At 69.1% G+C, this 14281-nt stretch carries 10 protein-coding genes; 8 read left to right on the forward strand and 2 right to left on the reverse strand.

Translation table 11 applies throughout. The features are described 5' to 3' along the window. The first annotated feature begins 15 nt into the window (after positions 1-15). The 4 genes from HWX08_RS22380 (at position 16) to HWX08_RS22395 (ending at position 3246) form a co-directional block, all read left to right on the forward strand. On the forward strand, positions 16-1065 hold the full coding sequence (locus HWX08_RS22380; RefSeq protein ID WP_174922458.1) for a formylglycine-generating enzyme family protein: 1050 nt from the start codon (positions 16-18) through the stop codon (positions 1063-1065). Further along, positions 1062-1871, forward strand: a complete 810-nt coding sequence (locus tag HWX08_RS22385; protein WP_174922459.1) for a MetQ/NlpA family lipoprotein — start codon at positions 1062-1064, stop codon at positions 1869-1871. Before HWX08_RS22380 ends, HWX08_RS22385 begins: the two co-directional genes overlap by 4 nt. Further along, positions 1865-2854 carry a flagellin N-methylase gene (locus HWX08_RS22390; protein ID WP_174922460.1) on the forward strand — a complete coding sequence of 330 codons (990 nt, stop codon included), beginning with the start codon at positions 1865-1867 and terminating at the stop codon, positions 2852-2854. Before HWX08_RS22385 ends, HWX08_RS22390 begins: the two co-directional genes overlap by 7 nt. A gap of 65 nt (positions 2855-2919) precedes the next feature. Further along, positions 2920-3246, forward strand: coding sequence for an antibiotic biosynthesis monooxygenase family protein (locus tag HWX08_RS22395; RefSeq protein ID WP_069259185.1), 327 nt, complete (start codon positions 2920-2922; stop codon positions 3244-3246). Between the two features lie 92 nt (positions 3247-3338). Here HWX08_RS22395 and HWX08_RS22400 read toward each other — a convergent pair whose 3' ends face one another. Continuing rightward, positions 3339-4271, reverse strand: a complete 933-nt coding sequence (locus HWX08_RS22400) for a LysR family transcriptional regulator (protein WP_069259186.1) — start codon at positions 4269-4271, stop codon at positions 3339-3341. A gap of 205 nt (positions 4272-4476) precedes the next feature. On the opposite strand from HWX08_RS22400, the gene HWX08_RS22405 reads away from it, so the two are divergent. From HWX08_RS22405 to pdeR, 4 genes are all read left to right on the forward strand, one after another. Continuing rightward, positions 4477-5250 carry a putative hydro-lyase gene (locus HWX08_RS22405; protein ID WP_069259187.1) on the forward strand — a complete coding sequence of 258 codons (774 nt, stop codon included), beginning with the start codon at positions 4477-4479 and terminating at the stop codon, positions 5248-5250. 84 nt (positions 5251-5334) lie between these two features. After that, the gene (locus tag HWX08_RS22410) at positions 5335-6633 is read left to right on the forward strand and encodes an MFS transporter (protein WP_069259188.1); all 1299 of its coding nucleotides are present in this window, start codon (positions 5335-5337) and stop codon (positions 6631-6633) included. A 129-nt stretch (positions 6634-6762) separates the two neighbouring features. Beyond that, positions 6763-10407 (forward strand): hydantoinase B/oxoprolinase family protein, encoded by a 3645-nt coding sequence (locus tag HWX08_RS22415; RefSeq protein WP_174922461.1) that lies wholly within the window; start codon positions 6763-6765, stop codon positions 10405-10407. A gap of 561 nt (positions 10408-10968) precedes the next feature. Next, positions 10969-12972: a cyclic di-GMP phosphodiesterase gene (pdeR, locus tag HWX08_RS22420; protein ID WP_069259190.1), complete on the forward strand. Its 2004-nt coding sequence runs from the start codon at positions 10969-10971 to the stop codon at positions 12970-12972. A 48-nt stretch (positions 12973-13020) separates the two neighbouring features. Here the strand turns inward: pdeR and HWX08_RS22425 are convergent, their stop codons facing one another. Next, positions 13021-13884 (reverse strand): crotonase/enoyl-CoA hydratase family protein, encoded by an 864-nt coding sequence (locus HWX08_RS22425; RefSeq protein ID WP_069259191.1) that lies wholly within the window; start codon positions 13882-13884, stop codon positions 13021-13023. Positions 13885-14281 lie beyond the last annotated feature (397 nt).

Here is a 14281-nt window from a genome sequence, read left to right on the forward strand (position 1 = left end):
CCCGGGAGCGACACGATGCGGTTCCGGTTCCGGACGATCAGCGCGGCGCTGGCCGCCATGCTGTTCGCCGCCGCGTTCGCGGCCGGCTATGCGAATCCCGTCGCCCCGGCGGGCGACGCCTTCGACGGCGCGAATCGCGGCCGCGCGCTCGCGCCGCTCGGCTCGGAGCGGCAGTGCGAACGCTACTCGGGGCTGCCGGCCGGCTGGCGCGACGACCCGCGGGCCGGGATGGTGCACCTGCGCGGCGGCGCGTTCGTGTTCGGCAGCACGCGCGGCTACGCGGACGAGCGCCCGGTGGGCGACGGCCGCACGCGGGTCGGCGGGTTCTGGATCGACCAGACCGACGTGACGATCGCGCAGTTCGCCGCGTTCGTGCAGGCGACGGGCTACGTGACCGAAGCCGAGCAGCAGGGCGGCGCGGCGGTGTTCCACGTGCCGACGCGCGACGAGATGAATGCACGCGATCTCGCGTGGTGGTCGTGGGTGAAAGGCGCATCGTGGCGTCATCCGCGCGGGCCGGGCAGCGGCATCGACGGGCTCGGCAACCTGCCCGTCACGCTCGTCACGCAGCGCGATGCGTTCGCGTATGCGCGCTGGCTCGGCCGCGACCTGCCGACCGAGGCCGAATGGGAGTACGCGGGCAAGGGCGGCCGCGACGACGCGTCGCTCGACGCGGCGCCGCGCGACGCGCAGGGCAAGCCGGCCGCGAACTACTGGCAGGGCGTGTTCCCGGTGCTCGACACGGTCGAGGACGGCCATGCGGGGCTCGCGCCCGTCGGCTGTTACGCGGCGAACGGGTTCCGGCTCTACGACATGATCGGCAACGCGTGGGAATGGACGAAGGACGCTTACACCGGCCCGCACCAGTCGCACACGAACGGCGACACGGCGGCCGTCGCGCCGCCGACGCGCCGGCACGATACGCCGATGGTCATCAAGGGCGGCTCGTTCCTGTGCTCGCGCGATTACTGCGTGCGTTATCGCGCGTCGTCGCGCGAACAGCAGGAAGCCGATCTCGGCGCGTCGCATATCGGGTTCCGCACGATTCTGAGGGACGCGTCATGAAGCGCATCGTGCATGAAGCGGGCGCCTGGTTGCTGGCGGCGTGCGCGTGGGTTCATTCCGGTTCGACCGTTGCCGCGGAAGCCGCGTTGCCGGCCGTACGCGTCGGCGTGACCCGCGGCGTGCATGCGCAGATCCTGGACGAAGTGAAGCGGGTCGCCGCATCGCGAGGGCTGGGCATCGACGTCGTCGAATTCGACGATCCGTCGCGCATCGATGCGGCGCTGGCAGACGGCCGGATCGACGCGGCGAGCTTCGAGGATGCGCAACAGCTGGCCGCGACGCGCGAGCGCAAACGCTACGCGCTGACCGAAGTCGCGCCGACCGTCACGCTGCCGATGGCGTTCTATTCGCGCAAGCTGAAGCGCTTGAATGAATTGCAGCCGGGGGCGACGGTCGCGATTCCCGCCGATCCGCGCGGGATGGCTCGCGCGCTCGTGCTGCTGCAGAACGACACGCTGGTGACGCTGCGCGAGCGCGCCGGGCTGCGCGCGACGCTGCGCGACGTGACCGGCAACCGGCTGGGGTTGAAGCTCGTCGCAGTGCGCCGCGATCGCCTTTACGCGGCGCTCGACACGGCCGCGTTCGTCGCGATCGACAGCGACGATGCCGCGCGCGCCGGGCTGCAACCCGCGCGCGACAGCATCGGCATCGAGGACGCGCGCTCGTCGTACGCGAACGTGCTGACGGTGCGCGATGCCGATCGCGCGAAGCCGTGGGTGACGCAGCTCGTCGCCGCGTATCACTCGGACGACGTCGCGCGCTTCATCCTCACGCGCTACCAGGATTCGGTGCGGCGGCCGTGGTAGACGGCTACGGGCTCGCGTGCAACGCATGCGGACGCTGCTGCAACAGCGCGCCGACGCTGTCGTTGCGCGAACTGTTCCGGCATCGGGATCGCTTCGTCGGCGCGCTGACGATCGGTCGCGTGCCGAAGCAGCGGATCGGCGAGCGCTGGCGTGCGGGCCACCCCGCACATGCGCTCGATGCGGACGACGTCGCGGCGTGCGACGCACTGGCGCAGCGGCTGTTTCATCGCACCGGCGGCGCGGAGGGCGAATGGATCGCGCTGACGCTGCAGGGCTACGACTATCCGTCGCTCGGCCGTTGCGCGGCGCTGGCCGACGACGGCCGCTGCAGCGTGCATGCGGACAAACCGTCGATCTGCGGTGCGGTGCCGCTCGATCCGATGTTGCCGGACCGGCTGCAGTCGCGTGTGCTGGCCGCGCGGCGCGACGACGCGGCGTGGCTCGGTGCGGACTGCATCGTCGAAACGGCGGGCGCGCGATCGTCCGTCGACGCTTCATTCCCGATTCCGCTGGTGACGGCCGGACAGGTCGCGGACCGTGCGGCGCTCGACGCGTGCCGCGATGCGCTCGCATTCGAGCGTGCGGTGTGGCGCGATGCGGTGTTCGCGTCGCTGGTCGGCGGCGGGCAGGACGTGCGCCACGCGTTGGCGCGGCTTGCTCCCGGTGGCTACCTGACCGTGTCGATCGTGCCGGTGCTGTTCGCCGTCGCGTCGGTATCCGTGCATTGCCGCGCGCTGTGCATGGCGTTCATCGACGCGCAGCGCGCGTTGATCGAGAGGAGCGTCGAAGCGGCGCTTGCGCGCCGGCATGCCGACGATCGGCCCGCGACGCGCGAGTTACGCGGCTTCGCGCAGGCGCTTGAACGCGCGCGGCACGCACTGGCCGCGATGCCGGCTCCCGCAGCCGAACAGATGCGTGACGACGCACAGCGCATCGAAGCGTGGCTCGACGGCCGGCGCGACGTCGATACGCTCGCCGCGTGACGATCGCGGCACGCGCGGCTTGCCTTACAATCGGCGCTCTTTCAAGCGCATTCGATGGAGCGGGCATGTACGCGTCGACCTTCATTTTCCGTGCCGGGCAATACGACGACGAATTTCACCGGCTCGACCGGCAGATCGCCGAGATGGCGCGCGCGGCGCCCGGCTATCTCGGCGAGGAAACGTGGGAGAACGCCGAATCGGGGCTGATCCAGAACGTCTACTACTGGGAGTCGGAAGCGGCGCTGCGGCAGTTGATCGAGCATCCCGCGCATCTCGAGGCGAAGTCGAAGCAGGCGCGCTGGCTGGACGGTTATCGCATCGTGATTTCCAAGGTGCTGCGCGAGTATGGCGACGGCAAGCTCGCGCCGCCGCATACGGGCCAAACTGCGTGAAGGGCTGTCTGGTTCATTTCTTTCGTATTGCATAAAAATAGCGGTGCGCCGGCCGTTCGATTCCCCGGCGCATCGCCCCTCCCCGCCCCGCGTCAAAGCGCTTCGACCAGCAACCGTTTGCTCTTCTCGCAATACTCGTGACACGCGGCCCGCGCCGCGATCGCTGCGCCGTGCACGAAGCGGGGCGCGTCGGCCCGCCGCGACATCGACACGACGATCGACGGCGGCGACGGCTGCAGCGGCAGCTCGACCACTTCGCCGCTTTCGATCAACGCGTCGACGAACAGCACCGGGATCGCCGCCACGCCGAATCCGTCGCGCACGAGCTGCACGATCACCGAGATCGACGGCGAGCCGGTGATGCGCGTGTCCGACAGCGGCACGCCGTGCGCGTGCGCCAGCGTGCGGACGATGTCTTCCAGTGCGCGATGGGGCGCGGTGCCGCGTCCGTAGGTGAGGATCGGCTGGCGCAGCACCTGCCGCGCGAGGCCCGTGCGCAGGTTCGGCAGCAGCCCCGCGCGCGCGATCCAGCGCACCGGATAGTTCGCGAGCGCATCGCACACGACCGACGCCTCGTCGCTGCCTTCCACGCGGATGATCAGGTCGAGTTCACCCGCCATCAGCCGGCGCTGCAGCACGACGCTGACGTCGACGGTCAGGTCGATCTCGAGCTGCGGATAGTCGGCCGCGAGGCGCCGCATATAGTGCGGCAGCCAGCTGTGCACGACGGTCTCGATCACGCCGAGCCGCAGCTTGCCGCGCAGCGCGCTCTCGCCGGCCGCGGCAGCCTGCAGTTCCTGGGTCGCCTCGACCACGGCTTTCGCATAGCCGAGCAGGTACTCGCCGTTCGGCGTGAGCCGGAATTCGCGGCTGTCGCGGTCGACGAGTACCGTCTGCAGCTCGTCCTCGAGCGCCTTCAGGCGCTGCGAGATCGCGGCCGGCGTCGCGTGCAGCGCGGCGGCAGTCGTGCGGAAGTTGCGCAGCTTCGCGAGCGTGACGAAGGTTTCGAGAAAACGCGTGTTCATGGCGATCGGACGGACGGTGGATGCGCACTTTGCCGGTGAGGAAAAGTGAACGGGACCGGGGAAAACCCGAATCTTCGTTAAGAAATTCTATACACGAAGCGCAAAAAAACTCGTTGGCGGCAAATTTTTTTCTTTTCTATTCTTCGCCGTATCCGATGACACGCCACCGTCATCTCCACGACACCCTGATCTGCGACACAACCTCATGACCCCTTCCGAATTCCGCCAGTCCGTGCGCCAACGCGCGTTCCGCGGCCCGACCGCCGGCCAGTGCGGCCCGTACGCGCAAGCGAACCTCGCGATCCTGCCCGAAGCGTTCGCGCACGATTTCCTGCGCTTCTGTCAGGCGAATCCGAAAGCCTGCCCGCTCCTGGGCGTCGGCGAACCGGGGGCGTTCCGGATCGACGCGCTCGGCGAGGATCTCGACATCCGCACCGACGTGCCGAGCTACAACGTGTACCGCGACGGCCGCCTGACCGAACGCGTCGAGTCGCTGGAAGCGCTGTGGCGCGACGATTTCGTCGTGTTCGCGATCGGCTGCTCGTTCTCGTTCGAGGACATGCTGGCCCGCGAGGGGATCGGCCTGCGCCACGTCGAGGAAGGGCGCAACGTGCCGATGTACCGCACGTCGATTCCGAACCGCCGCGCGGGCATCTTCGGCGGTCAGCTCGTCGTGTCGATGCGGCCGATGCGCGGCGCCGACGCGATTCGCGCTGTGCAGATCACCAGCCGGTTTCCGGGCGTGCACGGCGCGCCGATCCATCTCGGCGATCCGCGCGAACTCGGTATCGCCGATCTGAACGCGCCCGAATTCGGCGATGCGGTGACGATCCGCGACGGCGAGCTGCCGGTGTTCTGGGCGTGCGGCGTGACGCCGCAAACCGCGCTGATGGACGCGAAGCTGCCGATCGCGATCGCGCACACGCCCGGCCACATGCTGATGACCGACATCACGAACGCGTCGCTCGCCGTATTCTGAGCGGCGACGAACCGCACAACGAGCCGCACGACCACCCGCACGCACGATCGCCATTCGACGGCGCACAACGACAGGAGCACCACCATGGAAAGCAAGACCCTCGCGGCGAACGCCGCGGAGCCCGCGAGCCCCGAGCGCAACGGCCTGTTCTCGTGGTACGGGCACGCGCAGCCGCGCGAGCGCCGCGCGTTCTGGAGCTGCAAGGTCGGCTACATGCTCGACGGGATGGACACGCAGATGCTGTCGTTCGTGATCCCGACGCTCGTCGCGACCTGGGGCATCTCGCTCGCGGATGCGGGCTTCATCGGCACGATCACGCTGCTCGCGTCGGCGCTCGGCGGCTGGATCGCCGGCATCCTGTCCGACCGGATCGGCCGCGTGCGCACGCTGCAGCTCACCGTGTTGTGGTTCGCGGTGTTCACCGCGCTGTGCGGACTCGCGCAGAACTATCACCAGCTGCTCGCGGCGCGCGCGCTGATGGGCTTCGGTTTCGGCGGCGAATGGACGGCCGGCGCGGTGCTGATCGGCGAAGTGATCCGCGCGCGCGACCGCGGCAAGGCGGTGGGCCTCGTGCAGTCGGGCTGGGCGATCGGCTGGGGGCTGTGCGCGCTGCTGTATGCGCTGCTGTTCTCGGTGCTGCCGGCCGAGCAGGCATGGCGCGCGCTGTTCCTCGTCGGCCTCGCGCCCGCGCTGCTGGTCGTCGCGATCCGCCGTTACGTGAAGGAGCCGGACGTCTACGAGAAGGAGAAGGCCGCGCAGGCGAAGGTGGCCGATGCGCCGCGCCTCACCGAGATCTTCGCGCCGAAGCTGATCACGACCACGCTGCGCGCGGCGCTGCTGACGACGGGCGCGCAGGGCGGCTACTACGCGATCACGACGTGGCTGCCGACCTTCCTTAAAACGGAGCGTCACCTCACGGTGATGGGCACCGGCGGCTATCTCGCGATGATCATCTTCGGCTCGTGGGTCGGCTACCTGACGAGCGCGTACCTGACCGACCGGCTCGGCCGCAAGCCGAACTTCATCCTGTTCGCGGTCGGCTCGATGGCGATCGCGTTCGCGTACACGTCGCTGAACCTGACCAATGCGTCGATGCTGTGGCTCGGCTTCCCGCTCGGCTTTTTCGCATCGGGCATCTTCTCGGGGATGGGCGCATTCCTCACCGAGCTGTTCCCGACCCGCGTGCGCGGTTCCGGCCAGGGTTTCTGCTACAACGTGGGCCGCGCGATCGGTGCGCTGTTCCCGTTCCTGATCGGCGCGCTGTCCAAGCAATACGGGCTCGGCACGAGCATCGGGATCTTCGCGGTCGCCGCATACGGCGTGGTGATCGTCGCCGCGCTGACGCTGCCCGAGACCCGCGGCCGCGAACTCGACGCCGCCTGACGAACCCCGGCGACAGGGCCGCCGGCCCGTCGTCTTTCTTCCCCCTCGATCGACCCCGTGACACGGCGCGCGACGCGCGCCGTGCGGCGGCGCTCGCCCTTCGACTCAACGACGCATCGACCCGACATCATGACCGACCGACACCTTGACCCCGTTCCCTCCGACACAGCACGCTGGCAATTCTGGATCGACCGCGGCGGCACGTTCACCGACATCGTCGCGCGCCGGCCCGACGGCACGCTCGTCACGCACAAGCTGCTGTCCGAGAACCCCGAGCAATACCGCGACGCGGCCGTGGCCGGCATCCGCCACCTGCTCGGCCTCGCGGACGGCGAGCCGATCACGCCCGAGCGCGTCGACATGGTGAAGATGGGCACGACGGTCGCGACCAACGCGCTGCTCGAACGCAAGGGCGAACGCACCGCGCTCGCGACGACGCGCGGCTTTCGCGACGTGCTGCGCATCGCGTACCAGAACCGGCCGCGCCTGTTCGATCTGAACATCGTGCTGCCCGACGCGCTGTACGAGACCGTCGTCGAGATCGACGAGCGCATCGGCGCGCACGGCGACGTCGTCGTGCCGCTCGATGCGCAGGGCGCCGAGGCATCGCTGCGCCGCGTGTTCGACAGCGGCGTGCGTGCGCTCGCGATCGTGCTGATCCACGGCTACCGCTACACCGCGCACGAACGCGCGCTGGCGGACCTGGCGCGCCGGATCGGCTTCACGCAGGTGTCGGTGTCGCACGAGGTGTCGCCGCTGCTGAAGATGGTGTCGCGCGGCGATACGACCGTGGTCGACGCGTACCTGTCGCCGATCCTGCGCCGCTACGTCGAGCAGGTCGCGCACGAGATGCCGGGCGTGAACCTGCAGTTCATGCAGAGCAGCGGCGGGCTGACGCGCGCCGACGCGTTCCAGGGCAAGGACGCGATCCTGTCGGGGCCGGCCGGCGGCATCGTCGGGATGGTGCGCGCCGCGCAGGCGGCCGGCTTCGAGCGCGTGATCGGCTTCGACATGGGCGGCACGTCGACCGACGTGTCGCACTATCACGGCGAATTCGAGCGCGTGTTCGAGACGCAGGTGGCCGGCGTGCGGATGCGCGCGCCGATGATGAGCATCCATACGGTTGCCGCGGGCGGCGGCTCGGTGCTCGGCTTCGACGGCGCGCGGCTGCGCGTCGGGCCCGAATCGGCCGGCGCGAACCCGGGGCCGGCCGCCTACCGGCGCGGCGGCCCGCTGACGGTGACCGACTGCAACGTGATGCTCGGCAAGATCCAGCCCGATCACTTCCCGCGCGTGTTCGGCCCGCATGCGAACGAGCCGCTCGACCGCGACGGCGTGGTCGCGAAGTTCGCCGCGCTCGCCGACGAGATTCACGCGGCGACCGGGCGGCGCGAGACGCCCGAGGCGCTGGCCGAAGGTTTCCTCGAAATCGCGATCGGCAGCATGGCGAATGCGATCAAGAAGATTTCCGTGCAGCGCGGCCACGACGTGTCGCGCTACGTACTGACGACGTTCGGCGGCGCGGGCGGCCAGCATGCGTGCGGCGTGGCCGACGCGCTCGGGATGACGCGGGTGTTCGCGCATCCGCTCGCGGGCGTGCTGTCCGCGTACGGAATGGGCCTCGCCGACCAGACGGCGATGCGCGAGCGCGCGGTCGAGGCCGTGCTGTCCGACGCGTCGCTGCCGGCGCTGAACGCGGCGCTCGACCGGCTGGCCGACGAGGCGGTCGGCGCGTTGCTCGAACAAGGCGTGCCGCCGGAGCGGATCTCGACCGAGCGCCGCGTGCACCTGCGCTACCAGGGCACCGATTCGGCGCTCGACGTGCCGGCCGGCAGCGTCGACGCGATGCAGCAGGCGTTCGAGGCCGCGTACCGGCAGCGCTACGCGTTCCTGATGCCCGGCACGCCGCTCATCGCCGAACTCGCGTCGGTCGAGGCGATCGGCCGCTCCGACGCGCCGGTGGAGATCGCGCCGCTCGCGCCGCGCAACGAAGGCGGCGATGCCGCGCTGCGCGCCCATTCCGCGGTGCGCTTCTATTCCGGCGGCCAATGGCACGACGCGTCGCTCTACGTGCGCGACACGCTGCTGGCCGGCGACGCGATCGACGGCCCGGCGATCGTCGCGGAGAAGAACGGCACGACGGTGGTCGAGCCCGGCTGGCGCGCCGAGATGACCGCGCAGGGCAACCTCGTGCTGACGCGCACGACGCCGCTGCCGACGCGCCGCTCGCTCGGCACCGACGCCGATCCGGTGCGGCTCGAGATCTTCAACAACCTGTTCATGTCGATCGCCGAGCAGATGGGGCTGCGGCTGCAGAACACCGCGTACTCGGTGAACATCAAGGAGCGCCTCGACTTCTCGTGCGCGATCTTCGACGGCGACGGCAACCTGATCGCGAACGCGCCGCACATGCCGGTGCACCTCGGCTCGATGGGCGAGAGCATCCGCACGGTGATCGAGCGCAATCGCGGCCGCATGCGCGACGGCGACGTGTTCATGCTGAACGACCCGTATCACGGCGGCACGCACCTGCCGGACGTGACCGTCATCACGCCGGTGTTCGCGGACGGCTCGGACGCGCCGCTGTTCTACGTCGGCTCGCGCGGCCACCATGCGGACATCGGCGGCACGACGCCGGGCTCGATGCCGCCCGATTCGACCCATATCGACGAAGAAGGCGTGCTGATCGACAACTGGCAGCTCGTGTCGGCCGGCGTGCTGCGCGACGCCGACACCCGCGCGCTGCTCGCGTCGGGCCGCTACCCGGCGCGCAACGTCGAGCAGAACATGGCCGACCTGCGCGCGCAGGTGGCCGCGAACCAGAAGGGCGTCGACGAGCTGCGCCGGATGGTCGCGCAGTTCGGCCGCGACGTCGTGCTCGCGTTCATGGGGCACGTGCAGGACAACGCGGAAGAAGCGGTGCGGCGCGTGATCGGCGCGCTGCAGGACGGCGCGTACCGCTACCCGCTCGACAACGGCGCGGAGATTCGCGTCGCGATCCGCGTCGACCGCGCGGCGCGGCGCGCGGAAATCGACTTCACCGGCACGTCCGCGCAGCTCGACAACAACTTCAACGCGCCGAAGGCCGTCTGCATGGCCGCCGTGCTGTACGTGTTCCGCACGCTCGTCGGCGACGACATTCCGCTGAACGCCGGCTGCCTGAAACCGCTGACGGTGATCGTGCCGGCCCGCTCGATGCTGAACCCCGAGTATCCGGCGGCCGTCGTGTCGGGCAACGTCGAGACGTCGTCGGCGATCACCAACGCGCTGTACGGGGCGCTCGGCTGCGTCGCGTCGAGCCAGGGGACGATGAACAACTTCACATTCGGCAACGATCGATACCAGTACTACGAGACGATTGCGGGCGGCAGCGGTGCCGGCGACGGCTTCGCGGGCGTCGGCGCGGTGCAGACGCACATGACGAATTCGCGGCTCACCGATCCGGAGGTGCTCGAATGGCGCTATCCGGTGCGGCTCGACTCGCACCGGATCCGCGCCGGGTCGGGCGGCGGCGGGCGCTGGCGCGGCGGCGACGGGGCGGTGCGGCGCATTCGCTTCCTCGAGCCGATGACCGCATCGATCCTGTCGAACAACCGGATCCACGCGCCGTTCGGCGCGGCGGGCGGCGAGGCGGGCGCGCTCGGCCGCAACTCGATCGAGCGGGCGGACGGCACGGTCGAGGCGCTCGACCACATCGGCCGCGCGCAGATGGCGCCGGGCGACGTGTTCGTCGTCGAAACGCCGGGCGGCGGCGGATACGGCGCGGCGGGCTGAGTCGTGCAGCCGGCGCGGGCCTCCCGCGCCGGCGCGTGAGCGGTATTGCAACGAACTGTGGATTAAAGCCGCGCATTCGCGCACAAACGGAATCAAAAATAGCGCAAATCCGGATTGCCGGACAGCGATCCGACCCTATCGAGGCGGCCCGTCGCCGCACCGTCCCCGCCGCCCGGAATCCTCCCGACACGCCCGCCCGGCGGGGCGCTCGACCCGTTTCGCGCGCCCCGTGGCGCCGCGCCGCATCCCGATCGCGCGGGCTGCAAATCATGAAAAATCCGACTTGCCAATCGAGTCCCGATTCCTTGACACTCTGCTCTAAATGTGAGTGCCAATTCTGATCGTCATTTGATAAGATGGGTTTCATCATTCGTTAGGCAGCACCTGCGCGCATCACGCGCGAACGCCGGGTCGCATTGGCTGGAAACAAGTACGGGACGAGGCCCACATCACGGCAATCACGGCTGTCCTTCCGGATGCGCGCGGCGCGCGGCACGGAAGGAGGGCCGGCCGGCTCGCCTCCGTCTACACTGTGCGTTTTTTCTGGATCGGGGCGTCTTCATGGATGACGAAAACGATAGCGCGGTGCTCGAAGCGCACGTCGGTACGCGCAGCCCCTGCTGGCGTCTCGGCAGCGACAGCAATGCACTCGAACTGGCCGCCGTTCGCGGCCTGACCAACGTCGCCGTCGCGCTGACGGCCGAGCAGGCCGCGCGCATCCGCGCGCTGACCGGCGTCACGTCGCACCTCGTGCTCGACATCACGCTGTTCGGCGAGCCGGTGAGCCTTCATCTCGTCGGCAGGAAAGTCGACCCGACCGACTGGGCCGGCACGGCCTCCGCGTATTCCGACACCGAATCCGTCGCGAGCGATCTCGCGCACGGGCTCGCGTTCGCCGAGCAGGTCGTGTCCGAGGTGAATTCGCTCGTCGTGATCCTCGACCGCAACGGGATGGTGCAGCGCTTCAACCGCCTGTGCGAGGAAGTGACGGGCAAGCGGGAAGTCGACGTGATCGGCCGCAGCGCGTTCGAGCTGTTCATGAGCCCCGAGGAGGGCGCGCAGTCGCGCAGCAACATCACGGGCTTTTTCGCGAGCAACCACTCGTTCGCGGTCGAGCGCTACATCAACACGGTCAACGGGCCGCGCCTGTTCCAGTTCCGCAACAAGTTCGTGCAGAGCGGCAGCGGCGTCGACGAGCAGTTCCTGATCTGCTCGGGCATCGACATCACCGAGGAGCGCAGCGCGCAACAGCGGCTCAGCGAGCTGGCCAACACCGACGTGCTCACCGGGCTGCCGAACCGTCATGCGATCAGCGAGCGCATCCACGCGGCGATCGCCGCCGAAACCGCCGTATCGCGCGGGCAGGTCGGCATCCTGTTCCTCGACCTCGACAACTTCAAGCGCGTCAACGATCACTACGGGCACATCACCGGCGACCGGCTGCTGCAGGACGTGTCGGCGATCATCAGCGGCTGCCTGCCGTCCGGCGCGACGCTCGCGCGGCTCGGCGGCGACGAATTCCTCGTGCTGTTCGAGCACGGCACGCGGCCGTTGCTCGAAGCGACCGCGCAGATCATTCTCGAACGGCTGCGCACGCCGATCCATCTCGGGCTGATGGAGGTCTACACGAGCTGCTCGATCGGCATCGCGATGCATCCGCAGCACGGCGATTCGCTCGAGACGCTGATCCGCAGCGCGGATACCGCGATGTATGTCGCGAAGGAAGAGGGCAAGCATACGTACCGCGTGTTCTCGCTGGAGATGAACCAGAAGGTCGCGAAGTACATGTGGCTCGACACGAATCTGCGCAAGGCGCTCGAAGAGGAGCAGTTCGTGCTGCACTACCAGCCGGTCGTCGACATCGCGACCGGCGACGTGCACGGCGTCGAGGCGCTGATCCGCTGGCAGTCGCCCGACCGCGGGCTTGTCGCGCCGGTCGAGTTCATCCGCTTCGCGGAGGAGTCGGGCCTGATCGCGCCGCTCGGGCGCTGGGTGATGCGCACCGCGGCCGCGCAGGCCGCCGCATGGAAGGCGCAGGGGCTCGGCATCCGGATCGCGGTGAACGTGTCCGCGCGGCAGTTGCAGGACATGAACATCGTGCACCAGATGGCGTCGATACTCGACGCCGCGGGGCTGAAGCCCGGCCTGCTCGACATCGAGCTGACCGAGAGCTGCTTCATCGACGACGAGGATGCGGCCAACGGGCTGATGCGGCAGTTCCGCCAGCTCGGCGCGGAGATTCATCTCGACGATTTCGGCACCGGCTATTCGTCGCTGTCGCAACTGTCGCGCCTGCCGCTCGACGCGATCAAGCTCGACCGCACCTTCATCACGGGCATCGACCGCAATCCGCGCTCGCAGGCGCTGGTGCGCTCGGTCGTGTCGCTCGCGAAGGCGCTGAATTTCGCGGTGGTCGCCGAAGGCGTCGAAACGCATGCGGAAGCCGAATTCCTCAAGCAGCTCGACGTCGATCACGCGCAGGGCTACTACTACGCGCGGCCGATGCCGGCGCAGGCGTTCGAGGCGTGGCTCGCGGAGACGCGAAAGCTCAGGCTGATCGCCTGAGCGTCGTTGATGAGCGGGCGCCGCCGGCCCACGGCGGCGCCCGTCGTATTACACCGTGCGCAGTTTCGACACGCGGCGGTTCTGCAGCATCACGAGGCGTTCCATGTATGCGAGATCCTTCGGCTCGATCGTGAACGCCGCATGCACCCACGCTTCCGTGATGTCCATCAGCTCGGAGCGCGTCAGCTGGAACACCCGCTCGCGTGCGCGCAGCATCGCGCGCACGCCGTTCAGCTTCGGCTTCGTCACGTCGATGAAGGTGCGCGTCGCGAGATAGGCGTCGCCCGCGTCGAACGTCTGGTCGACCAGGCCGCGATCCTCGTACCACTCGGCGGCGTGCGCCTCGCCGGTCGCGATCAGTTGCTCCGCGAGGCCCCGATCGGCCTTGCGCGCGACGAGCGAATAGCCGCCCATGCCCGGGAACAGGTTGAACGCGATCTCGGGGAACCCGAGCTTCACGCCCTTCTGCGCGAGCACGTAGTGATGTGCGAGCGCGGCCTCGAAGCCGCCGCCGAGCGCGCTGCCCTCGACCATCGCGATCGAGATCGCGCCGGTGCCGAAGCCCGTGTAGATCTCGTACACGCCGTCGATGCACGAGCGCGCGTAGGCCATCAGCAGGTCGCGCTTGCCGCTGCGGATCGCGTCGACGAAAAAGCTCAGGTCGCCGCCGACGTTGAACAGCTCGGGCACGAGCGAGCCCGTCACCCAGAAGTCGAACGGCAGGCCCGAATCGCGTGCGACGCGCGCGAGATGGATGATGTCGGTAACGAGTTGCTGGTTGAAGCAGGGCCGCGGCTCCGATCGCAGCATCATCCACATGACATTACGTCCCTCCTCATAAAAGGCAGTCAGTTGCGTGAGTTCGCCGGCTTCGTAAAACGGGCGGCACGCGGGATGGGATTGGAGTTGCATGGTATGTCCTCGTGAGATGTGGTTTTTGAAGACCGTCACGCCCGGAGCCGGGCGGGAGACGGGTGTCCCGCCGGGCGCCGGGCGCGAGGCACCGCCATTGTTGCGCGCGCACAAAAGTCGAATTGCGGGGAACAACGCACGACCGGAACGCGGATGCCGATTGCGTCGGTGCGGGTGGGGAAGGCGGTCGCGGGCAGGGCGGGCCGGCGTCGGACGGCGGTGGACGGGGCTGCAGGAGCGGGACGGTGGGTGGGGCCGGTTCGCCGTGTTGCGCGAATGCGCGTCAGCGGCCGATCCGGCGCGTGGCCGGCGGTGGCGTCCGCTGGAACGCCGGGACGGAGCGGAACACACAGGGGCGCGATGCGGGCGTGGCGCATCGGCGTGGCGCACCGGGCGA

It is taken from the genome of Burkholderia metallica (genome assembly GCF_902832845.1).
In the GTDB taxonomy this organism is placed as follows: domain Bacteria; phylum Pseudomonadota; class Gammaproteobacteria; order Burkholderiales; family Burkholderiaceae; genus Burkholderia; species Burkholderia metallica.